A 23374-nucleotide genomic window follows, 5' to 3' on the forward strand; every position below is an offset into this window, starting at 1 on the left:
GGAGCGACGATGATGACCCATACGCCCACGCCACCGCCACCGCGGGCAGGTAGGCACTTCAGCGCTGGTCCGGCCGCGGTCGGATGGCGACCGGATCACCCGTCTACGGTCCCGCCCGCCCTCGGGCACGGGCATCCGGACGACGGGCCGGGGCCTGCCGCCCACGGGCCGGGGCCGCGCTACGGGTCGGCCCACACGCCGGCCGACTACCCCCGGCAGCCGGACACCACGACGACCTCGGCACCCACTGCCTATTCGGGGCCGCCGCCAGCGCCCGCCTCGGCATACGAACACCGACTCGGCGATGACACGGTGCCGTTGGAAGTCCGCCGGTGGGCCGACCTGCGTAAGCAGGTCGCGTACCGATCCAAGCGGATCAACGCCGGCCACATGGTCGAGGCCGATCAGCGGTTCGGCGGACGCGACGCGCTCGGCCCGCACGGGTTGATGGTGTTCTTCGTCTCCGACGCGCCGGCCGAGCCGCACGGCTACCGGCTGCACACCGCCTACCGGCTGTGGTTGGCGTCCCCGGACGCCGACGACCTGCCCCAGCTGCTTGCCGACCTCGACGCCGTGGCCCGAGACAACATCACCCGCGCTGCCGCCCTGCGGCGCCGCTGGCACCCTCTGGGCCCGGACGGGTCGATGGTCAACGGCGGTGACATGAGTCTGCCCAGCGGGTCGACCTACGTCGGCGTCGGTGTCAGCACCCTCGACTCCGAGCAGGGCCGCTGGTACCAGCTCGCCCACACTCTTCGGGACCTGCCCGCCACCGGGCGCCGCCTGTCGGTCTTCGACCTCAAAGGCCAGGCGTACGTGCTGCTGACCGACGGCACCGCCATGCACATCGACCGCGACCCGCACGGGCGCCTGGGCGTGGACGGCATCAGCTGCAACCGCACCCTCGACCCCGACCGCGTCACCTACCACAACCGGCACGAGCACCTGACCGAGGACGGCGACGACGCCACCCGGGCGGTGTGGCGCAACCTCGGCGTCCTGCACCACACCCTCACCGCACACCTGTACGGGCGGCCGGCGTGACCGACACCCTGAACCTCGCCGACGCCGCGGACCTGAGCCGCACGCCGATCGACGTCACGGCCGTCCTGGATCACCTCGTCCGCGCAGCCGGCGCCGCAGCCGGCACGAGCATCGGGTTCCCCGGCGCCGTCGACCTCGACCACACCCAGGTCATGACCCGCCTCGGCGGCAGGCTGTGGAACAACATCGGCGACCCCGCCGACACCGGCGGAGTGGCGCACACCCGGGCGCTGGAACGCGCGGTCATCACCTGGGTAGCCGACCTGCTCGCCATGCCCACCGACGACCGGTGGGGCTACGTCACCACGGGCGGCACGGAAGGCAACCTGTCCGCCCTGCACGCCGCGCACCGCCGCCATCCGACGGCGCGGATCTACTACTCGGCTGCCGCCCACTACTCGGTGCCAAAGGTGGTGCGTCTCCTCGGCGCCCACGGCGTCATCGTGCACGCGCAGCCCGACGGGGAGATGGACTACGCGCACCTCGCCGCGCAGCTCCACCGGCGGCGCCGCTTCCCGGCCATCGTCGTCGCGACCGCCGGCACCACCATGACCGAAGCGGTCGACGACACCAGCCGCATCCGCGCGGCCCTCGACGACCATCAGGCAGGCGGACTTTTGCACGTCGACGCGGCGCTGTCTGGTGTCCCTCTGGCCCTCGACGGTCGGCTGCGCCTCGACGACGCCAGCGGCATCAACAGCGTCGCGGTCAGCGGGCACAAGTTCTTCGGCACACCAACGCCGTGCGGCATCGTCCTCCTCCGCGATCACCTACGCGCCACCGGCAGCCGCATCGCCTACACCGCCACCGCGGACACCACGATCACCGGATCTCGATGCGGCCTCGCCGCCGCGCTGCTGTGGCACGCCATCGCCGCCCACGGCCGGGAAGGGCACCGCTGGCGGGCCCACGAAGCCCGCCGGCTCGCCGCCTACACCACCGAACGCCTCAACGCCGCCGGCTGGCCCGCCTGGCGACACCCACACGCCTTCACCGTCGTCCTGCCCACACCACCCGAACCGGTACGCGCCAAGTGGCTGCTCGCCACCGACGGCGACACGAGCCACCTCATCTGCATGCCCGGCATCACTCCGAGCCAGGTCGACGCCTTCGTCGCGGACCTCGCCGCCGCCACCCGGCGGCGATCCCGACCGATCCCGCGACCTCGACCCGCGCAGGAATCGCCGGCCACCGCCGCCGCGCGCTAACCACGCCAGCACCAGCTTCCCGACGGACGAAGGGCAACCCTCATGACCACCGGTTACGTCTTCCATCCCGAATACCTGTGGCACGACACCGGCACCAGCGCCGGCCTGCTGCGCGCCCACCCAACCGCCGGTATCCAACCCGCCGTGCACGTCGAGAACCCCGAGGCGAAACGCCGCGTCCACGAACTGATCCACGCCTGCGGGCTGCTGGGCGAGCTGACGGTCATCGAACCTCGACGGGCCACCGTCGAGGAACTGACACGGGTACACACCCCCGCCTACGTCCACCACATCAAAGCCCAAAGCGACCTGCGGGGCGGCGGAGGTGACGCCGGAGACGGATTCTCCCCGGTCGGGCACGGCAGCTACGACATCGCCCGCCTCGCCGCCGGTGGGCTGATCGAACTCGTCACCGCCGCCGTCCACGGCGACATCACCAACGGCTACGCGCTGATCCGCCCGCCCGGCCACCACGCCACCGCCGACCAGGGCATGGGTTTCTGCCTGTTCAACTCGATCGCCGTCGCCGCCCGTCACGCCCAGGCCGAACTCGGGCTCGCCCGGGTCGCGGTCGTGGACTGGGACGCCCACCACGGCAACGGCACCCAAGCGATTTTTTTCGACGACCCGAGCGTGCTCACCATCAGCCTGCACCAAGCCGGCTGCTTCCCACCCGACTCGGGGTGGACCCACGAGAACGGCACTGGCGACGGCGCCGGCTACGCCCTCAACGTGCCCTTACCGCCGGGCAGCGGACACGCCGCATACCTCCACGCCATGCGCCAGGTGGTCCTGCCGGCGCTGGACCGCTTCGCCCCCGACCTGATCCTGCTCGCCAACGGCTTCGACGCGGGCGTGTTCGACCCCCTCGCCCGGCAGATGCTCACCGCCGCCAGCTTCCGCGAGATGACTCGCCTGCTCGTCGACGCCGCCGAACGGCTCTGCCACGGCCGGCTCATCGCCGCCCACGAAGGCGGTTACAGCCCCTTCTACACCCCCTACTGCGCCCTCGCCTTCCTCGAAGAACTCGCCGGCACCACCACCCACGTCACCGACCCCTTCGCCGTCGTCGTCGCCGGCTACGCCGCTGAACCCCTCACCCCTCCGCAGCAAGCCGTCATCAGCGGGGCCGCGCAACTCCTGCCCCGCATCCAGACCACGGTCCCTTCCGCGTGAGAAAGCGGTCAGACCCTGTGATGAGCATGAGCACGGTCGCCGCCGCCACCGCGAGTCTCCTTGTCGCGGTGGCGGGGATGAGCGTCCTGCCTCAACCGACGCCGGCGACGGTGGCTGGCCTGGCCGTGGAGGGCGGCTGCGCCGTGCCGACCCTGACATCACAGTTCGACTCGGCAGCCTCGTCGGCGGGGGTGCGGCTACGGCCCGGCGGCCCGGCCCGTCCGGTGCTGCTGGACCTGGCCGTGCGGATCACCGCCACCGCCTGCGATGCCGTAACCGGCCGGTTCGACGTGGTACGTCACCACCGGTGGACCTACACCGCCACCGGCGGCAGGACGGAAACCCAAACGGTGCGCTGGTACGCCGCCGACGGCTCCGGCGCAGAACTGATCGTCTGCTCCCCGGACCGGCGGGTGACCCGAGACTGGTGGGGGCCAGGTGGCCTCCGTACTCGGAATCTGACCAACGCCTACGCGACGAGTGCCTGGCTGATCGGCAGCGCCCACGTCAACGGGTGGGGCGACGACACCCCGGCGCTGCTGGACGGCATCGCGACGCTGGCGCTGTGGTACAGCCCTGACCGGCAGCAGCGGGGCCTCGCGGTGCGGATCCTCGCAGACGCCAATGCCCTGACCGCCCACCCGGCGACGGCCGACCGAGCCGGACGCCTCGGTGTCGCGCTCGCCGCGACCAGCGAGCACGGTCGAGCCCGGCGCCTGCTGATCCTCGACCCCGACACCGGACAGATCCTCGCCTACGAGTCATCGACGCTCGCCCCGGGCGGGTGGCGCGCGCAGGTGTACGTCCTCCTGCTCACCCGCACCCACGCCGCCGACCGTTGGTGGGAGCCGCCCGCCCCGAGCGACCCAACCGCGTCCCCGCGAGGGCCCCTGGGCCCCCGCCTCTGGCGGCCTGCCGATCGGGGTGACCGCTGATGGCGTCGACGGGGATTTTTGCGGAACTGAGGCCGTACCAGCAGGAGGCGGTGGACCGCGTCGTCGCGGCCCTGCGCGACGGTGGCCGTGCCCAGGTGCGGGCAGCCTGCGGAAGCGGGAAATCCCTCGTCGGGGTGCACGCCGGAATGCGGTTGTGCCGCTCAGGGCTGGTGGTGCTGGCAGTGCCGTCACTGACGCTGCTGGCCCAGACGCTGAATGTGTGGGTGGGGGCTCACGCCGCGACTCGGGTATTGGCCGCGTGCAGTGACACCGGCGTCGCCGACGATGCGGTGCGAGTGGCGGATCTGTCGTGCCCGGTGACCACGGACCCGGCAACGATCGCCGATTGGGTGCGTCAGCCCACTCGCCGGGGTCTGGATCTGGTGCTGGTCACGCACGCCTCCGCCGGAATGGTGGGCAGAGGCCTTGAGGCCGCCGGTATCACTGCCGACCTGCTGATCGTGGACGAGGCCCACCACACCGCCGGTTGGGCGGGCAAGCACGGTGCTCTCATGCACCGTGACGAGCACCTGCCGGCGCGGCGGCGACTCTACATGTCCGCCACACCTCGGCTGCTGACCAAGAAGCGCACCGACGACGGTGACATGTTGTCGATGGACGACGCGTCAGTGTTCGGCAGGGTCTGCTACACGTATCCCTTCGCACGAGCCATCGACGATGGCTGGCTCGACGACTACCGGATCCTTGCCGTGGGAGTGACCTCCGCGCAGGCGCTGGAGATGCTCCGGCGGGTCGACCCCGCAGGGGTTGTCCGAGCCGGCGCCGCGCCGTTGCGGACCGTCGTGGTGCAGACCGCTCTGGCCCGTGCCGCGGCCGAGTTCGGTCTGCGTCGGGTGCTCGTGTTCACGCCCCGAGTGCATGCCAGCAGGGAGTTCGCCGCCACCTTGCCGGCCGCCGTGGCTGCCCTGTCCGAGGAGGACCGTCCGAAGGGCCGGCTGACGGTGGGACACGTCGACGGCACCCAAACCACGATGCAGCGGCAGTTGCACCTGGGGCATCTTGCGGATCCGCCGGAGGACGGATGGGTGGTGGTCTCCAATTCACGCTGCCTGGGGGAGGGCGTGGACGTGCCCGCCGTCGACGCGGTCGTCTTCACGGCTCCGAAGGAGTCCCAGAGCGACGTCATCCAGGCCGTCGGCCGGGCGCTACGCCGCAACCCCGCCGGATCCGGCATCGCCACCATCCTTCTGCCGGTGCTGTTGCCCGACGACCCCGCTGACGCGGCCCTCGACGCCGCGGGGGACATGACCCGGTGGACGACCTTGCTCCAGACGCTGCGGGCGCTGCGCGCCCACGACAGCGGCCTGGCCGCAGACCTCGACCACCAGCGCGCCAAAATCTCCACGGGCGCCGCCGAACTACCACCGAGGCTGTTGATCCGACTACCCGAGGGGTACGCGCCCGAGCACCTGCTGCGGCAGCTGACCGTCCGAGTGCTGGAGGAAACGACGCCGGACTGGATGGTCTCCTACGGCGCTCTCGTCGAGTTCCACGCCGAACACGGCCATACCCGGGTGCCGGGCGGGCATGTCCGCCATGGCCGCCGGCTGGATCGGTGGCTCGCATCGCAGCGCTCCGAGTACCGAGCCGGACGGCTGGACCACGACCGGATCGCCTATCTGGAAGCTCTGTCGGTCGACTGGAGGCCCGGCGTGCGGGCCTGGGAGCGCGGTATCGCCGCGGCCACGCGATTCCACACCGAGCACGGCCACCTGCGCGTGCCACACGGCCTCACCGTCGAGGGTGTCGATCTGTCCAACTGGTTGTGGCAGCAACGCACCGCGTATCGCGCCGGTACCCTCGCCGAGGACCGGATCGCCGCTCTCACCGCGCTCGGCATCAGCTGGACCATGCGCGCTACCACGCAGGACGGGTACGCCGCAGCCGAACAGTTTCACGCCGACCACGGCCACCTGGACGTGCCCTACAACCACATGGTCAACGGCATCGACCTGTACAGGTGGCTATCCGCGCGGCGCGTCGACCACCGCAAGGGCCTTCTCAAAGACGACCGGGTCCGCGCGCTGGAAGCACTCGGCATCCAGTGGTCCGTCCGCGACGAGACCTGGCAACGCCATCTCGCGTCCGCCGCTGCGTACCAGCAGCGCGAAGGTCACCTGCACCCCCGCAAAGGCCATCGGGTAGGCAACGTCGACCTCGCCAGGTGGCTGAGCACCCAGCGCGCCGCCCGGCGAGCCGGCACCCTGTCCGCCGAACAGATCGCCGCACTCGACGCCATCGGGATGCCCTGGGAACCCGCCAACGGCTGGACCGGCGTCCAACAAGCCACCGCTCGCAGACGCCACGCACAGGTCACCACTCCACCCGGACACCCCGCACCGTCTCCCCAGGAGCAGCCATGAACCACGGCGTCCCGGCATCGACCACACCAATGCCGCCAGAGGCGGCCCCCCATTTCTCACCACCGTCGCAGCGAACGCTGCGTGTCGTGAGCTGGAACCTGATGTCGTACGGAAAGTCGGGGCTGCCGACCCGGCGGGGCCAACACGAGCTGCTGCGCTTCTTACGCCCGGACATCGTGTGTCTGCAGGAGATCTACGCCGCTGGCGGCGATCCGGAGAAACTCGACCGGCTCGTGAAGGCGATAGCCGAGGCACTGGGGATGGCCGCCTTCGCGATCCCCGCGAAACACTCCGACTGCCACCTGGCGATTCTGTGGCGCCCGGAGTACACCATGTTGTCGCAGCGGTCGTACGACCTGCTCATGTGGCACGGCCTGGGCGTGGTCCGGCTCGACGTCGGCGCGCCGGTGCCGCTGACGGTGGCGGTCACCCACCTTTCGCCCTGGAACCCCGACAAGCAACTCGCCGACACGTACACCCTGACCGGGCAGCTTCCCCTGTCGGACGCGACGATCCTGGCCGCCGACTGGAACTCCTTCGGCGCGGACCCCGACTACGACCGCGAGCCAGAATGGTCGGCTCTTCCCCCGGAGTGGATCGCCCGGCATGTCCGGTGGAACGATGACGCCGACGCCCTTCCAGTAGCCGATCGGCGCCCGTCGCAGCTGATGCAGCGCAGCGGTTTCCGGGACGCCGCACCCCAGTTGGGCGCGGCGTGGAAGGCCACCGGCGGTCACGGCGGCGGCTGGAGACGACGCGAAGACGTCTTCTGGACCAACCGGCCGACAGCGCTGCGCAGCTACCACCCGATCGACACCCCCGCAGCACACACACTGTCAGACCACCTACCGATCATGATCGACCTCGACCCGCAGGCAATGTCGCAGGCGCCGTTCCCTGCCTCGCCTAGGGAATCGGACGATTCGTGACCGCCGAGCAGACGGGGCCCTGCCCTACACACCTCGATGCCCACCGCGACACCCGGCGACGTCGCCATGGTCACGGTGCCGTTGGCCAGCGCCCTCGACACCGGCCAGGTCGCGCAGTGGCTGCCGCCCCACTCACCGGAACCGACTGCAGCGACCTGGGGTGGCAAGAGCGACACCGCTACCGCGGAAGGGCCGTCCACGCCCCTGCGGGAACTGCCCGCGCTGGCCATCGCCCGTCCGCATCGCTACGTCCGGCCCGGCGAGCTGAGCCGTGACCTACGCCAACGAATCGCCGCGAACAGGAGCGTCATGATGACACCTACCCGGATCGGACGGCTGCGCCCGCCGCGGCTGCTCGAACTACTCGACCCGGCCATCCGTCACGACCTGCACCGCATCCCGATCCAGCCCGGCCACCGGGTGCTGGAGATCGGCGCTGGTACCGGCGAGCTGACCGCCCATCTGGCCCACCGGGTCGGGCCCAACGGCAGGGTCACCGCGGTCGACAACGACACCAGCTATCTCGCACCGACCGCCGTCATCGACGTCTACCAACGCACCCTCACCGACGGCGACCTGCCCGGCGAACCCGACACCGTCGACGTCGCCGTCGCACGCTGGTTCCACGGCCCCCTGCCCGACCCGGACGCCGTGATCCGACAGGCCATCGACCGGCTACGGCCCGGCGGCTGGCTGATCCTCGCCGACCTCCCCTTCACCCCCGCCCGGGTGTTCCACCCACATGGCGAGGACGCCGACCTGATCCAACACCTCGCGACGATGATCTACAGCCTCATCACCGGCACCGGCCGTCCCACCTGGCCGCTCGATGTCACCGCGCCGCTCGTCGCCGCCGGCCTCAACCCGGTCTGCACTCACCGCAGCGTTGAGACCTGGACCGGCGGCGGCCCCGGCTGCCAGATCCTCGCCGGCACCGCCGAACACCTCCGGCCCCACCTGGTCCAACCCGAACTCACCCACAGCGACCTCGACCGATTCATCACCCTCATGGCCGACCCCACCGTGCTCCTCGCCTCCTACGAACGCCGCACCGTGCACGCCCGCAAACCGGCCACACCACACCAGCCCGCCCGGCCAGCCACACGAGCCGCCCAAGACTGAAACCGCAGCCCGATACCAGGGGCGGCGCAGACCCGAACTGCACCACCCCACGCTGTAGCCGCCGTCAGGCGGCTACCTGACCGGACCGTCGTGACAGGGGCGGCCACGGACGGCCCGGTCACCGGGCCGGCGGCAGCGGGTACCCCCGACCCCTGCCGCCGGCCCACCCCGCGAACGCCTGCCATGGCCGGCCGTACCAGTGACACTGCCTCGGCCGTTGCCACCGGCAACAGTGCTCCACGATCTGACCCGAGGAAGAGGAAGCAGCGAATGAGTCAGACCGACACGGACATCGCCGATCGCGCTGCCGAGCTGCGCGCCGCGCTCGTGCGCGACCTGCAGGCCCGAGGCAACATCACCTCGGAGGCGGTGGAGGCGGCGGTGCGCCGTGTGCCGCGCGAGTTGTTCATGCCTCCCGGCACCGACCTGAACGTCGCCTACGGCGTCGACAAGTCGGTGGTGACCAAGCGCGACGAGCACGGCGTGGCGATCTCGTCGGTGTCCGCGGCCTATATCCAGGCGCGGATGCTGGAGCAGGCCGAACTCGCGCCGGGCATGACGGTGCTGGAGGTCGGCTCCGGTGGTCTGAACGCCGCGTACCTCGCCGAGATCGTCGGCCCCGCCGGTCGGGTCGTGAGCGTGGACATCGACCCGGAGGTCACCGACCGGGCCGCGACGCTACTCGAAGCCAACGGCTACGGCAGCCGCGTGCGGGTTCTCGTCGCCGACGCGGAGCACGGCGTGCCCGACGAGGGTCCGTTCGACGCGATCATCGTCACCGTCGGGGCCTGGGACATCGCCCCCGCGCTGCGCGACCAACTACGCGAGCGGGGAGTGATCGTCCTTCCACTGATCATGAACGCGGTCACGAGGACGATCGGCTTCCGCCGCGACGGCGACCACCTGGTCAGCAGGTCGGTGGAGGTCGCCGGGTTCGTGCCGATGCAGGGCGACGGCGCGCACTCCGATCGGGTGTTTCTCCTGCCCGATACGAACGGCAGGTATGTGCGGCTCCGGTTCGACTCCGACGTACCCGAACACCTGGACCGTCTCGCCGGCGTCCTCGCCGGAGAGCGCACCGAAGTGTGGTCCGACGTGACGATCGCAAGCGGAGTGTCGTTCGCGGACCTGCATCTGTGGCTCGCATGGTTCCTGCCCGGCTTCTGCCGCGTCGCCGCCGACGACGGAACCGACCTTGCCGCCGAGCGCCTCTGGTTCCCGCACGGCGTCGTCCACGGCGCGGGCATCGCCTACCTGGCGTTGCAGCCTGCACCCGACGGGGAGGGCTTCGAGTTCGGCGCCCGCGCCTTCGGACCGGACGGCGAACGCGCCGCCGCCGCAATGGTCGAACAGATCCGGGCCTGGGACCGCACCGGACGCGACGTGGAGCCCCGATTCGGCTACTGGCCCACCGACAGCGACCACACCCGCATCCCCTCCGACGCCGCTGTCATGGACAAAACCCACGGCGTCATCTCGATCTCCTGGTCCTGACGACCAGGTGGCACCACCACAACCCCTCCAGGGAAGGAGAGTGATGTCGATGGCTCCGCCGACCACGGTCCTCGACGCCCCGCCGACCGACGCCCAGGTCGTCACCGACGACGACTTCGTGCTCGACATGCGGGTGATCGAAGCGACGACACCGCTGGTGATCATGGCATGCAGCACGAGTGACGGCTGCGGCACCACCTGCAGCACCAGCGCCTGCCCCACTTCGTCGAACGACCCGGCCTGACCCTCAGGCTCTACACAACAGCAGCTCCGCCGGGTCGACCAGCTCGTCTCCGACAGCGCGTCGAGCGCGATGCGCCTGCCGTCCGCCGGGCCGTCCTCGCGAGTGCAGCTACGTCTTGAGCGATTGCCTGAAACTGGGCGGCTGGGAGACCCAGCTCAGCAGCCGAATCCGGTAGGCGCCGTACGGCGCCTACTCGACCGGCCGCAGGACGCGGCAACGGACGGCGGCCGGTCCCCGGCCGGCGGCAGCGGGCATCCCCCGCCCCGCTGCCGCCGGCCATCCCGGGCCAGGACGACGGAACAGGGCTGCAACGCCGATGCTGGCCGTCCGTTCCGAGTCGGAAAGGTGTTTGACCAATCCGCGCCGAAGGGAGTAGCGAGTAGCGCAGATGACTGATGCGCTACTCGCCGCTGATCGAGCCATCGAGACCACCGGAACAGTGGTCACGATTGGTCGTACATAGAAATAAGGGTCGATGCCAGCGCCAGCGACGGGAGATGTTCTCGATGCAGACACATGCTCGCCAGCTCAAGCAGTTCGTGCTAAAGCCCACCGTCTACTGTTACCACAAATGCCCATACTGCGATCTTCGGCAGGATTTCTACACCGGGATGGTCGCAGAGCGAAAGCAAGCTCTCCAGGTCGTACCTCGTCAGGTCGGCGTCCGTATGCCCAACCCAGGGCACATGCCCCTGGACATGGCATTGCGCACGATTGACGAAGCTGCCGCCCTGGGGATGGAAGAGCTACAGCTCAGCGGCGGCGACCCGCTGCTGTACCCGCACCTCATCGAGGTGATCAAAGCAGCGAAGAGACATCCCGGCGTGTTCGTTCTCATGAACTCGGTCGGCACCGGTGTCACAGTGGACAAAGCCCGGGAGATCATCGATGCCGGGCTCGGCGCGTGGAACTTTTCCGTGGACACACTGGACCCGGTGAGGTACGAGAAGCTTCGCGGCGTCCGTAACGCCCTACCCACGATCATGAAGGCCATCGACGTAGTGCGTGAGGCAGGCTCGGACGCCCCGGAATTCCGCATGAACTACATGTGCGTCATCACCCGGCACAACTTCCGCGAAATCCCCGAACTGGTCGCCCACTGCGTGGACTCCGGCATCGCATCGATCTACTTCATGAACGTCTACGGCGACAACACCGGCGCATCGCTGCTGACCGCGCCGGAGATCAACGAGTTCCGCGACCAGGTCGTGCCCGCGATTCACGCGGTGCTGCGCGCCAAGGACGTACCGGAGATCGTCAAGGACAACGCCGAGTACGTGATGGGTACCTTCTTCTCTCGGGAGAATTCGGACGAGAACTACGCCCAGGGCATCTACTGGCCAGATACGGCGTCGGTCAAGGCGGCCTGCCGCGTCCCGAACCTCTACACCCTCATCGAGCCCGACGGCTCCGCGCTGCCCTGCTGCCTGGTAGAGATCTCGCACGTCGGCGTCGTCGGCAACGTCATGGAGACGCCGTTGGCCAAGGTGTGGACCGGCGAAGCGTTCGAGCAGTTCCGTGAGAAGCGCATCCCGTTCTGTCAGCGGTGCTCGTCACCGCGGAACATGACCCTCGGCCTCGTGCCCAACATGTGCCGGCAGTTCCGCCCATGACCGAGGACCCCCTCGCCACCGTGGTGGTACCAGTCAAGGACGACGAGCGGGTCTACCGCCTCATCGACAGCTTGCGGCACCAAACCCTGCCGCGCGACCGCTACGAGGTCATCATCGTAGAGAACGGCAGCCAGCGATTCGGTGACCTAGCCGACGCCAGCGACGCGATCCGGTACCTGCATCTCCCGGATGCCAACTCAGCGGCGGCGAGGAACGCCGGCCTGGCCGTGGCTCGTGGCCGGTACCTGCTGCTCACCGACGCGGATTGCGTGGCCGATCCGCCGTGGATCGAGCGCATGACGGCGGCACTTAAGGAAGGGCCGGCATCGGTGATCGGTGGCGTGATCCGCCCGTACGCGCCGAAGACCTGGACGCAGCGACACGCGATAACGATCGTCAACGGCCAAGACCGGCTCAACTACCTGCCGGCCCTGCACCTGCCATACGTAGCGGGGGCCAACGCGGGCTTCGTGACCGCCGGACTGCGCGAGGTCGGTGGATTCGACGAAGACCTCCGCTCAGGCAACGACGTGGACATCTGCTACAAGCTCGGCCTCACGGGCAGCAGCGCCGAGATCGTGCCCGACGCGGTGGTATGGCACGAAGACCGACCCACGGTGCGGGCGCACTTCCGCCGGTTCCGGTTCTACGCCATCTACCAGGTGCTCCTATTCGCCAAGTACAAGCAGCACTCCGGCAAGCGGCTCGTGTTCGACCCGTACCCCTTCCGGCGCGCCGCGCAAGCGATCCGCGACAGCCCTCGCGCGGCAGTCCGACTCGTGCACGGGGACGCCGGCCCCGCCTCGCGGATGGTCCTCCAACTCATCGAGGCCGCCGGAGTGCTCACGGGCGAGGTCGAAGGGGCCATCCGATTCCGACAGCTCTACCTGTGACCAGACCCCCAATCTGACGGCAGACGAGGAGACAGCACATGAGGTCAGCACCGCTGGCAACCGACTGGACCAGGCAACGGCAGATCACCCGCCGAGGTGTGCTGTGGCTCGGGCTCACCTGCGACGTCCGGTGCAAGTTCTGCTACGACGAAAAGGTCTCCCTGAACGCGAAGGCATGGATACCACCCACCGAGGCGCGTGCCGCCATCGACAAGTTCCGCTACTTCTACCACAACGAATTTGTCGACTTCATGGGCGGCGAACCAACCCTGCACCCCAACGCGCTGGAGATCGTCCGCCACGCGGCTGACATCGGCCTTCGCCCGACGATGATCACACACGGCATGCACCTGGCCGACATGGACAACGCACGCGCCTTCGCCGACGCCGGTATCCACGACTTCCTCGTCTCGATCCACGGCATTGGCGACACCGTACGGGAGATCCACGGCCGCGGCCGAGACAACTACGCCAAGCAGATCGCGGCACTGGACAACCTGCGCGAGCTGGGGATTCCGTTCCGTTTCAACGTCACAATGATCAAGGACAACCTGACTGAGCTAGAGGCCATCGCGGACCTGGCCGGCCAGACGGGCGCCCGTGTCGTCAACTTCCTGACCTTCAACCCCTACTTCGAGTGGACCGCCGACCCGGAGATCTCATTCCAGGCGCGGCACTCCGAGATCGCCCCACATCTGGCCCGCGCGATCGACCGCTGCACCGCGCTCGGCGTGGAGGCAAACGTCCGATACATGCCACCCTGCCAGCTACCCGGCCACGAAGCACACGTCTACACCGGCTACCAACTGCCCTACGACCCGCACGAATGGGACTACAACTCCTGGTACGACACCGGACACGAAGGCGAGCCAGATCCGGCGTGGTACCTCGACGCCTCACGCAGGCAGCAGCAGCGCCACAACTACGTCCACGTCCCGGCCTGTGGCGACTGCGCGCTCCGCCAAGTCTGCGACGGCTTCCACGCGCAGTACGTAACGCGATGGGGCGCAGACGAGGCGCGCCCCTACGACAAGCCGCTGATCGACGACCCGACACACTTCGTCAAGCAGCAGCGCAAGATCCGCTACACGGGCTCAGGCGAGCACAGCGGGGGAGCGGATGCAGAAGCGCTCGCCGCCACCCGGCTCGCCGTGGGCGATGACGGCAGAGCCGGTGTCAAACGGCAGCGCCCGAGCCGCCCATGATCGCCATGGTCGTGATGCTGACGATCCTTGTGCGGCAGCTGTTCATACTCACCGCGATCGTGCGGTCCAGGGCTTTCCTGACTGCCTCGCCGCGTCCGGCGACGGTGGATGCGGCCGGGGAAAGGCCAGCGCTGTTCGTCGTGGTCCCGGTTCTGCGAGAGGCCGCCATCATCGCCGAAACGATCAAGCACATAGTGAGCCTCACAGAAGGGCACCGAGCACACGTCATCATCGTCACCACCGCCCGGGAAACCATCGAGCCATCGCCGGACGGCGACACCGCGACGATAGTGAAGGAACTCGCCACCTCCGGGAGGTTCACCCACCTGCACTATCCGAACACGGGCGGGCTCAAGGGCGATCAGCTGAACTTCGCAGCAAACCACTGCGCGTCAACCCTGCCCGCAGACGACTCGCCTGCGGGCGCATACCTTGTCTGCTACGACGCCGACTCACGACCACCACTCGACGCGCTGACCCGCTTCGAAGCCGCCATCGCCGTCAATCCCACCGCACACGTCTTCCACCAGTCGTCGCGGTTCCAGCTACGCGCGCCCATCCGCCGCGAGGCCGGAGCGTTACATGGCCTGACTCGGGCGGTGTGCGACGCCGGCGCGCTGCGTGCCAACCGCTTCGTACTCGGATTCGAGATTCCCCGATTGATCAACCGATCCAGCAGCGTAGGACGGCTCAAGCGCGCCGCCTGCTCATACGTCTACGCCCACGTCACTGGACACGGACTGTGCGTCCGGCTGTCGTTCCTGCTGGACCACCCAATGCCCGCCGGCTCGCCCATGGAGGACATGCAGTACAGCTTCCACCTGGGATCGCACAACACCGAGATGGTCCCAGTCGCCGGCCTCGACCACGCTGCCGTCCCCGACACCATCACGGCCCAGGTCGAACAGGCATCGCGCTGGTTCTTCGGACCGGCCCGCGCCCTGCGCTACCTCCGCCAACCGTCGACCAAGCCCGGCGCACGCGCACAGCTCCAAGCAGCCTCCGCACTCGGCGCGGCCGGCGAATGGCTCGGCTGCGCCATCGCGGCCCCGGCAATCCTCGCCACGCTGTGCCTCGCATCCGGGCCAATCCAGCTCGTGGCTGCCGCGGTCGCCGTGATCTACCTCGCCCAACTCGTCGCTACCGACCGCACCCTAGGCGAGCCAGACAACCTGCGGCAGCGCGTGATCCGCGTCCTGACCTGCCCCCTCGCCACCGTGCTGTTCGGCCTCGGCGGACTCATCGGCGCCACCAACCTTGTGAAAGGAGGCTCCGGCATCGGGAAAACCGAGCGCCGGTAGACCATGAACTCACAAACTGTGATCGTTGCCGTCGAGGGCCCATGCTGCGCTGGCAAGACCACCCTCAGCCGAGGGTTGCTGAAAGCGCTGTCGCAGCTGACCATCGCACACGTGCGGTGCTACGCCGACTTTGTCGGCGGTGGCCGATTTCTTCCCAACCCCGTACCCCAAACCCTCGACGAAGACGCCGCCGGGCTCAGCGAGCTGATCCACATCGAGCGGGCGCGAACCGAGGCGGCGTTGCACGCCGCGAGCGACCTGATCTTGCTAGACCGGGGGCCGAACACCTTCCTCGCGCATCGCCACGCCATCGAACAGGTCACCGGGCTGCAATGCTTCGGTCCCGCCCAGCGCGCCGTGGCCGAGGCGCGCCTTCCATCCTGGCCCGATCTCGTACTATACCTAGACGTGCCGCAGGCGACGGTGCACGAGCGCAACCGGGGGAAGTTCCCCGACGACAGCATCTTCATCGACGCGCAGTTCAATTCAGGGATTCGGTCGTACTACACCGAGATGACCGGAGATCAGAAGATCATGTGGCTTGACGCGACGCTCGACCCCAGCGAGTTGGTCGAACTCGCCCAAGCCCAGGTCCGCGGCCTACTGACGACAGCCGCTGCGAACTAGGAGGGCCGCCCGCGTGATACAGGTGCCGCTAGCCGGCAAGGTCGTCTTCGTGGACTGGCACAGCGTTCTGTCACGCGACCCCTTCTGGATGTCAATACGCGAAAGCGCCACTCACCCACTGAAAGCGCAACTCGAAGCGAACCTCGCCGAGGTATTCAAGAACAAGGCCAACGAGTGGATGAAAGGACTGCTTTCCTCAGAAGACATCATTAAGTCTATGGATATCGAGCTAGATGGTCGATTCCGCGAGGACTTCCTCACGCGACGACTATACGTCGACTGCGCAAAAATGCGAGTCAACGCCGATCTTTTCGAAGCCCTTCGCAAGATCAAATCGCACCTGTTGGTTGTCTTGGCGACTGACAATATGGACTGCTTCCTGCAGACATTCGACCGAGCGCGTGCCAAGAGGCGTCGGCCGACCCCGCAGTCCGAGACGCTGGCCGACTGGGCGGTCATTCTCGACGACATCATTTGCTCCAGCGAAGTCGCAGCATTGAAGGCCGAAGACCCCCAACGCTTCTTCGGGCCCTGGCTGGCGAAACATGGCCTTACCTTCGCCGACGCTGCCCTGATCGACGACCGCGCCGACAACTGCGCCGCATTCGTAGAGCAGGGCGGCAAGGCGGTGCTATACAAGATGGGCATCGGCGACGTCCACGACGTACTGGAAGCCCTGACCACCTGGATGGAATCGGGAACTGGTGCACCCACTGCGGGGACGAGCTGGGCGACGAATTCGCCTCGTACAAGCTGACGCCGCATGCGGGCTACTTGCGGGGACTGGCCGAGGCGCCGGACCTGCGGGGGATTCGCTCAGCCGGTCGCTGCTACCGGCCTCGTGGCAGGCGGGTGTCGTGATGCGCGATCATGTTCTATGACGCGTCGGCTACTGCAGACGGCGGGCCGCCACCTACTCGGACGGCACGCGCGGGCTTACGCTGAGCGTCCAGCATCTGTCGTCGGTGATCCTCGTGAGGAGCCTTGTGAGCGCGCTCGGTAGTTTCATCTGGTCGATCGCGGACCGGCTTCGGGGTCCCTACCGTCCCAACCAGTACGGCAACGTGATCCTCCCGCTCACAATCCTGCGACGCCTCGACTGCATCCTTGAGCCCAATCGGGACACGGTGCGCGCGCTGGCGGCAGAGTATGACAACCCGAACCGGCTCAAGATCGAGGTTAAGAAGGCGACCGGTATGCCGTTCTACAACACCTCGAACTACTCCTTCGCCAACCTGCTGGCTGATGCCGACGGGCTGGCGGACAACCTGGCCGACTACATCGACCGCTTCTCGCCCGATGTCGACGTGTTCGAATACTTCGACTTCAAGAAGGAGATCTTAGCCTTGGAGAAGGCCGGGCTGCTACGCGAGGTCATCACGTCCTTCAAGGCTGTCGACCTGCATCCAGACGTCGTCTCCAACGCCGACATGGGCGATGCGTTCGAGTACATCATCCGTAAGTTCAACGAGGCCGCGAACGAGACCTCCGGCGACCACTACACCCCACGGGACGCGATCCGGCTGCTGGTCGACCTTCTCTTCGCCGAGAAGGACACTGAGTTGACCGAGGCCGACATCGTCCGCTCGCTGTACGATCCCACCGCGGGCACCGGCGGCATGCTCGCCCTGGCCGAAGAACACCTGCTTGCACAGAACCCCGCGGCGAAGCTGCGCCTGTACGGTCAGGAGTACAACCCGCAGTCGTACGCGATCTGCAAGTCCGACCTGCTGGCCAGGGGCCACGATGCGACCAACATCGCTTTCGGCAACACGCTGCTTGATGATGCGTTCAAGGGCCGGCAGTTCGACTTCTGCATGTCCAACCCTCCCTATGGGGTCGACTGGAAGCAGTACGCCAAGGCGGTCACGAAGGAGCGCGACGAAGCCGGCCCTTTCGGCCGGTTCGCCGCCGGCCTACCGGCGACCTCGGACGGGCAGATGCTCTTCCTGCTCCACCTGGTTCACAAGATGCGGGCGCCGGAGGACGGCGGCGGCCGGGCCGGCATCGTGATGAACGGCTCGCCACTCTTCAATGGAGCCGCCGACTCCGGCCCCTCCAACATCCGTAAGTGGCTGCTGGAGAACGACCTGGTCGAAGCCATCGTCGCGCTGCCGACGAACATGTTCTTTAACACCGGGATCGCCACCTACATCTGGATCCTCGACAACGCTAAACACCCAGACCGCAAGGGCTTGGTCCAGCTCATCGACGGAACGTCGTTCTGGACCAAGATGCGCAAGAACCTCGGTGCCAAGAATCGCGAGCTCAGCGAGGAGAACCGCGCCAAGGTCGTCCAGCTGTACGCTGACTTCACCGACGCCAACCCGGACTGCTCCAAGGTTTTGCGCAACGACGAGTTCGGTTACTGGACCATCACCGTTGAGCGCCCCCTCCTTGACAAATTCGGCAACCCCGTCGTCGACCGCAAGGGCAAACCCAAGCCGGACCCGAGGAAGCGCGACACTGAGAACGTCCCGTTCACCTATAGTCGCTCGACCACTGTTGTGACCGGCAAGGTCGAGGTTATCCAGGCGTACTTCGAAGCCGAGGTGAAGCCGCATGCCCCGGACGCCTGGATTGACTGGACAAAGGTCAAAACCGGTTACGAGATCCCCTTCACCCGACATTTCTACAAGTACGTCCCACCCCGCCCTCTCGTCGAGATTGACGCCGACCTAGAGAAGCAGGTTGCCAAGATCTTTGAGCTGTTGCGGGAGGTGGAGGGGTGAGTGTCCGGGAAGAGCTATCAGCAGCGCCCATGGTGCCCCTGCGGTATCTCGTGTCGTTTAACCCACGTCCCACATCGGACTCCGTAGGTGATGCGGTTTACCTTCCGATGGAAGCGATCTCCGAGTTTGGTCCAGCAGATACGAGCCGTCGGCGCCCCTTCTGCGATCTCCGTCAGGGATACTCCTACGTGGCGGACGGTGATATTGCGTTCGCCAAGGTGACCCCGTGCTTCGAGAACGGTAAAGGATTTGTTGCGCGGAATCTCCCGGATGGCCAGGCATTCGCGACGACCGAGGTCACAGTCATGCGACCGTCAAACAGGGTCGAGGCGGACTATCTCGGTTGGATTCTTCGGTCATCGCGCTTTCTGAAACAGGGCGAATCTCATATGACCGGGTCGGGTGGCCTCCGCCGTGTCCCTGACTCGTTTGTCGGGTCGTACTCAGTCCCGCTACCTGACCGTCGAGCACAGCGGGCGATAGCGCACTTCCTCGACCGCGAGACCTCCCGCATCGACAGGCTCGTCGAGGAGCAGCAGTGCCTGATTAAGATGCTTCGTGAACGACGGCATGCACTCCGCGTGCACGTAGCCCTGCACGGAACGATGCAGGTGGCAGAGATTGAAAGCCCCTTGCCGTGGGCAAGCAAGATCCCGGCGAGCTGGCGAGTTGTCCCGCTAACCTCGGTCGCTCAACTCGAGAGCGGTCACACGCCGAGCCGATCACGAGAGGATTGGTGGACGGATTGCTACATCCCGTGGGTGAGCCTCCACGACGTCGGCACGATGCGCCGCACCAAGTACCTCCTAGACACGGCGCAGCGCATCAGCGATGCCGGAATCGCTAACAGTTCGGCGCGCCTGCTCCCTGCGCGCACTGTCGTCCTCTCGCGGGACGCGACTGTGGGACGGACAGCGGTCATGGGGGTTCCGATGGCGACGTCGCAGCACTTCGCTGCGTGGGTTTGTGGACCGCTCCTTGATCCTGAGTACCTCTGGGTCTTGTTCGCGGATGCGATGCAACCGTTCTTCGATTCGTTCCAGAACGGATCGACGATTCGCACGATCGGCATGGGGGATCTCAAGGCTTTTCGCATCCCGCTCCCGCCTCTCGACGAACAGCGGCGGATTGTTGAATACCTGGACGAGGAGACGCCGAAGATCGACGCGCTGATCGCCGAGACGGAGCGGTTCATCGAACTCGCCCGCGAGCGGCGAGCGGCGCTGATCACGGCGGCGGTGACGGGCCGGATCGACGTACCGGAGATGGCGTGATGGCCGATCACAACGAGGTCGTCTTCGAGTCCGAGATCTGCGCGTACCTGGAGTCCCACGGGTGGCTTTACTCGGCGAACGACACCGGCTACGACCGGGAGCGGGCGCTCTTCCCCGTGGACCTTTTCGCTTGGCTGGAGGAGACCCAGCAGGCGGCGTACGCGAAGGCCTTGAAGGCGGCGGGGTCCCAGGCGAAGTTCCTCGATGTGCTGACCACGGCGCTCGACAAGCCTCTTGAACATGGTGGCGGGACGCTGAACATCCTGCGTAACGGGGTGCAGTACATCGGTGGTGGCCGGTTGAAGATGGCGCAGTTCCGGCCCGAGACCAGTTTGAACGCGACCACCAATGCGCAGTACGCGGCGATGCGGGTGCGGGTGATGCGGCAGGTGCGCTTCTCCACCGCCGATCAGCGCAGCATCGACTTGGTCTTCTTCGTCAACGGCCTCCCGGTGGCCACCGTCGAGCTGAAGACCGACTTCACGCAGTCTCTCGATGAGGCGATCAACCAGTACCGCAAGAACAGGCATCCGCTGACCAGCGGGCGGCCAGAGCCACTGCTGTCGTTCGGGCATCGGGCGCTGGTCCACTTCGCGGTCTCCAACGACCGGGCCGCGATGACCACCAAGTTGGAGGGCGAGAATACCCAGTTTCTGCCGTTCGACATGGGTCACGAGAGTGACGCGGGGAATTCGCCGGGTGAGGGCGGGCGGTCGGCGACGGCGTACCTATGGGAACGGGTCTGGGAAAAGGACGCCTGGCTCACCATCATCGGCCGGCTGATGATCGTGGAAACCAAGGAGGAGTGGGACGTCGCGACCGGGACGTCGGTGCGGCGTAGAAGCATGCTCTTTCCACGATTCCACCAGTGGGAGGCCGTGACGACCCTCGTGGCAGCGGTGCGCGAGGAGGGGGTGGGGCATCGCTACCTGATCGAGCACTCGGCGGGGTCGGGGAAGACGAACACCATCGCCTGGACTGCCCACCGGCTGGCGCGGCTGCACGTGAACGACGAGAAGGTCTTCGACTCGGTGATCGTGGTCGTGGACCGCACCGTGCTCGACGGGCAGCTCCAGGAGGCGATCCGGCAGATCGACGGGTCGGGGAAGATCGTGGCCACGATCAGCCCGGAGGACGTCCGCAAGGCGGGGGCGAAGTCGAAGTCCGGGCTACTGGCGACCGCTTTGAAGAACGGGGAGCTGATCATCGCGGTGACGGTGCAGACCTTCCAGTTCGCGCTCGATGAGATCCGGGTCGACTCGTCGCTGAAGGGGCGTCGTTTCGCGGTGATCGCGGACGAGGCGCACTCGTCGCAGTCCGGCCAGATGTCCTCCAAGCTCAAGGCTGTGCTGACCGTGGAGGAGGTCAAGGAGATCGAGGAGGGCGGTGAGGTCGACGTCGAGGCGATCCTTGCCTCGGAGATGACCGAGCGGGCCGAGTCGGAGAACATCTCCTGGTTCGCGTTCACGGCGACGCCGAAGAACAAGACCCTGGAGCTCTTCGGCCGCAAGGGTCCTGACGGGAAGCCGGTCGAGTTCCACCTCTACTCGATGCGGCAGGCGATCGAGGAGGGCTACATCCTCGACGTGCTCAGGGGCTACCAGTCCTACGACACTGCACTGAAGATCGCCGGCCGGGCCGCGAGCGGCGACGGAGACAAGGTGGTGGAGGAGGCCGCGGCGCGTAAGGGGCTGATGCGGTGGGTGACGCTCCACCCGACCAACATCAGCCAGAAAGTACAGATCATCGTCGAGCACTTCCACGCCAACGTCGCCCACCTGCTGGAGGGCAAGGCGAAGGCGATGGTCGTGACCGACTCGCGCAAGGCCGCGGTGAAGTACAAGAAGGCGATCGACGCCTACATCGCCAAGCGGGCCGCCAAGGACGCCTCCTACAACTACCGCACCCTGGTCGCCTTCTCCAACTCCGTGACGATGGCCGAGGATGCGGAGTGGGCTTCGGACTGGGGGCCGCAGCCGAGCAAGGACGACGAGTTCACCGAGGCCAAGCTGAACCCCGGTGCCGGCGCGGACCTGGCCGCCGCCTTCAAGGGCGCGACGTACAAGATCATGCTGGTCGCGAACAAGTTCCAGACAGGGTTCGACCAGCCGCTGCTCTCGGCCATGTACGTCGACAAGAAGCTCTCCGGGGTCACCGCCGTGCAGACGCTGTCCCGGCTCAACCGCACCCACCGCACTGCCGGTGGGGAGCAGAAGCGCAAGACGTTCGTCATCGACTTCGTGAACAAGCCTGAGGACATCCGGGCTGCGTTCGAGCCGTACTTCACCAACGCCACCCTGGAGACCGAAACCGACCCGTACATCGTTGTCCACCTCGCCAACAAGCTCGCCCAGGCCGGGATCTACACGCCAGAGCAGGTGCGCGAGGTCGCCGAACTGTGGGTCACCCGCAAAGGCAACAACGCACTCTCGGCAGCGATCAGCCCGGCCAAGAACGACTTCGCCCGCCGCTACGCGACGGCAGTCGAGGCCGACGACAAGGTCACCCTCAACACCCTCGACCTGTTCCGCAAGGACGTCTCCACCTACGTCCGGCTCTACGACTTCATGAGCCAGATCGTCGACTACGGCGACCCGTACATGGAGATGCTCTCGATCTTCCTCCGGCTTCTGGAGAAGGTCATCGCAGACTCCTCCTGGGCCGCAGAGGTCGACCTCTCCGACGTGGTCCTGGTCGGGGTCAAGCACACCAAGGCGAACGCGGTCGACATCTCGCTGACCGGTGACGGTCAGCTCAAGGGCATCGGTGCCGCCGGCACGGGCACCCGGAAGGAGCCGAAGTACGTCGCACTCCAGGTCGTCATCGACAAGATGAACGACCTCTTCGGCGCCGAGTCGTTCTCCGCGTCTCAGGTCCGCGAGTTCGTACAGGGGCTAGTACAGCGGCTGCTCGCCTACCCGGGCCTGGTCAACCAGGCCAAGGTGAACTCGAAGAAGCAGTTTATGGAGTCACAGGACTTCCAAGCGGCGGTCACCGAGGCGGTCGTCGACAACCAGGACGCCCACAACACCATGGCCGACTACTTCTTCAGCGACGGCCCTGGCATCAACGCCGTCATCATGGCCCTCGCGGATGCCTTTTACGAGGCGGCGATCGACCAGCGGGCCGAATGCGAGCAGCCCGACCTCGGCAGATCTTACTGAGGCGCTATACGCGGTGACCCAGCCGCTCA

General features: G+C 67.2%; 18 protein-coding genes. All 18 read left to right on the forward strand.

The genetic code is table 11. The features are described 5' to 3' along the window. Positions 1-312: 312 nt before the first annotated feature. The 18 genes from SM450_RS00200 to SM450_RS00285 all read left to right on the forward strand — a co-directional run bounded on the left by SM450_RS00200 (position 313) and on the right by SM450_RS00285 (position 23345). Positions 313-1044: a hypothetical protein gene (locus SM450_RS00200; RefSeq protein WP_474617592.1), complete on the forward strand. Its 732-nt coding sequence runs from the start codon at positions 313-315 to the stop codon at positions 1042-1044. Then, positions 1041-2252 carry a histidine decarboxylase gene (locus tag SM450_RS00205; protein WP_474617593.1) on the forward strand — a complete coding sequence of 404 codons (1212 nt, stop codon included), beginning with the start codon at positions 1041-1043 and terminating at the stop codon, positions 2250-2252. The genes SM450_RS00200 and SM450_RS00205 overlap by 4 nt, the downstream gene beginning before the upstream one ends. A 42-nt stretch (positions 2253-2294) precedes the next feature. Continuing rightward, positions 2295-3428 (forward strand): class II histone deacetylase, encoded by a 1134-nt coding sequence (locus SM450_RS00210; RefSeq protein ID WP_474617594.1) that lies wholly within the window; start codon positions 2295-2297, stop codon positions 3426-3428. Between the two features lie 26 nt (positions 3429-3454). Continuing rightward, positions 3455-4363 (forward strand): hypothetical protein, encoded by a 909-nt coding sequence (locus SM450_RS00215; RefSeq protein WP_474617595.1) that lies wholly within the window; start codon positions 3455-3457, stop codon positions 4361-4363. Further along, positions 4363-6747, forward strand: a complete 2385-nt coding sequence (locus SM450_RS00220) for a helicase associated domain-containing protein (RefSeq protein WP_474617596.1) — start codon at positions 4363-4365, stop codon at positions 6745-6747. Before SM450_RS00215 ends, SM450_RS00220 begins: the two co-directional genes overlap by 1 nt. Before the next feature lie 86 nt (positions 6748-6833). Continuing rightward, on the forward strand, positions 6834-7676 hold the full coding sequence (locus SM450_RS00225) for an endonuclease/exonuclease/phosphatase family protein (RefSeq protein ID WP_474617597.1): 843 nt from the start codon (positions 6834-6836) through the stop codon (positions 7674-7676). 36 nt (positions 7677-7712) lie between these two features. Beyond that, the gene (locus SM450_RS00230) at positions 7713-8798 is read left to right on the forward strand and encodes a class I SAM-dependent methyltransferase (RefSeq protein ID WP_474617598.1); all 1086 of its coding nucleotides are present in this window, start codon (positions 7713-7715) and stop codon (positions 8796-8798) included. 270 nt (positions 8799-9068) lie between these two features. Further along, positions 9069-10292: a methyltransferase, FxLD system gene (gene fxlM, locus SM450_RS00235; RefSeq protein WP_474617599.1), complete on the forward strand. Its 1224-nt coding sequence runs from the start codon at positions 9069-9071 to the stop codon at positions 10290-10292. Between the two features lie 43 nt (positions 10293-10335). Continuing rightward, positions 10336-10536 carry an FxLD family lanthipeptide gene (locus SM450_RS00240; protein ID WP_474617600.1) on the forward strand — a complete coding sequence of 67 codons (201 nt, stop codon included), beginning with the start codon at positions 10336-10338 and terminating at the stop codon, positions 10534-10536. A gap of 497 nt (positions 10537-11033) precedes the next feature. Next, complete coding sequence (locus SM450_RS00245) at positions 11034-12149, forward strand: radical SAM protein (protein WP_474617601.1); 1116 nt, start codon at positions 11034-11036, stop codon at positions 12147-12149. Beyond that, the gene (locus tag SM450_RS00250; protein WP_474617602.1) at positions 12146-13042 is read left to right on the forward strand and encodes a glycosyltransferase; all 897 of its coding nucleotides are present in this window, start codon (positions 12146-12148) and stop codon (positions 13040-13042) included. Before SM450_RS00245 ends, SM450_RS00250 begins: the two co-directional genes overlap by 4 nt. A gap of 38 nt (positions 13043-13080) precedes the next feature. Then, positions 13081-14247: a radical SAM protein gene (locus SM450_RS00255; RefSeq protein WP_474617603.1), complete on the forward strand. Its 1167-nt coding sequence runs from the start codon at positions 13081-13083 to the stop codon at positions 14245-14247. Further along, complete coding sequence (locus tag SM450_RS00260; RefSeq protein WP_474617604.1) at positions 14244-15548, forward strand: glycosyltransferase family 2 protein; 1305 nt, start codon at positions 14244-14246, stop codon at positions 15546-15548. The genes SM450_RS00255 and SM450_RS00260 overlap by 4 nt, the downstream gene beginning before the upstream one ends. Before the next feature lie 18 nt (positions 15549-15566). Continuing rightward, positions 15567-16175, forward strand: coding sequence for a hypothetical protein (locus SM450_RS00265; protein ID WP_474617605.1), 609 nt, complete (start codon positions 15567-15569; stop codon positions 16173-16175). Positions 16176-16224: 49 nt separating this feature from the next. Beyond that, the gene (locus SM450_RS00270) at positions 16225-16932 is read left to right on the forward strand and encodes an HAD family hydrolase (protein ID WP_474617606.1); all 708 of its coding nucleotides are present in this window, start codon (positions 16225-16227) and stop codon (positions 16930-16932) included. A gap of 229 nt (positions 16933-17161) precedes the next feature. Continuing rightward, positions 17162-18907, forward strand: coding sequence for a type I restriction-modification system subunit M (locus SM450_RS00275; protein WP_474617607.1), 1746 nt, complete (start codon positions 17162-17164; stop codon positions 18905-18907). Then, complete coding sequence (locus SM450_RS00280; RefSeq protein WP_474617608.1) at positions 18904-20181, forward strand: restriction endonuclease subunit S; 1278 nt, start codon at positions 18904-18906, stop codon at positions 20179-20181. The genes SM450_RS00275 and SM450_RS00280 overlap by 4 nt, the downstream gene beginning before the upstream one ends. Then, on the forward strand, positions 20181-23345 hold the full coding sequence (locus SM450_RS00285; protein WP_474617609.1) for a type I restriction endonuclease subunit R: 3165 nt from the start codon (positions 20181-20183) through the stop codon (positions 23343-23345). The genes SM450_RS00280 and SM450_RS00285 overlap by 1 nt, the downstream gene beginning before the upstream one ends. Positions 23346-23374: the final 29 nt, after the last annotated feature.

This window comes from Micromonospora marincola (genome assembly GCF_056150385.1).

Bases quoted from the DNA above. Each gene is read 5' to 3' on its own strand.
- SM450_RS00210 (WP_474617594.1), top strand. From the start codon at position 2,295: ATGACCACCGGTTACGTCTTCCATCCCGAATACCTGTGGCACGACACC.
- SM450_RS00215 (WP_474617595.1), top strand. From the start codon at position 3,455: ATGAGCACGGTCGCCGCCGCCACCGCGAGTCTCCTTGTCGCGGTGGCG.
- SM450_RS00220 (WP_474617596.1), top strand. From the start codon at position 4,363: ATGGCGTCGACGGGGATTTTTGCGGAACTGAGGCCGTACCAGCAGGAG.
- SM450_RS00230 (WP_474617598.1), top strand. From the start codon at position 7,713: ATGCCCACCGCGACACCCGGCGACGTCGCCATGGTCACGGTGCCGTTG.
- fxlM (WP_474617599.1), top strand. From the start codon at position 9,069: ATGAGTCAGACCGACACGGACATCGCCGATCGCGCTGCCGAGCTGCGC.
- SM450_RS00240 (WP_474617600.1), top strand. From the start codon at position 10,336: ATGTCGATGGCTCCGCCGACCACGGTCCTCGACGCCCCGCCGACCGAC.
- SM450_RS00245 (WP_474617601.1), top strand. From the start codon at position 11,034: ATGTTCTCGATGCAGACACATGCTCGCCAGCTCAAGCAGTTCGTGCTA.
- SM450_RS00250 (WP_474617602.1), top strand. From the start codon at position 12,146: ATGACCGAGGACCCCCTCGCCACCGTGGTGGTACCAGTCAAGGACGAC.
- SM450_RS00255 (WP_474617603.1), top strand. From the start codon at position 13,081: ATGAGGTCAGCACCGCTGGCAACCGACTGGACCAGGCAACGGCAGATC.
- SM450_RS00260 (WP_474617604.1), top strand. From the start codon at position 14,244: ATGATCGCCATGGTCGTGATGCTGACGATCCTTGTGCGGCAGCTGTTC.
- SM450_RS00285 (WP_474617609.1), top strand. From the start codon at position 20,181: ATGGCCGATCACAACGAGGTCGTCTTCGAGTCCGAGATCTGCGCGTAC.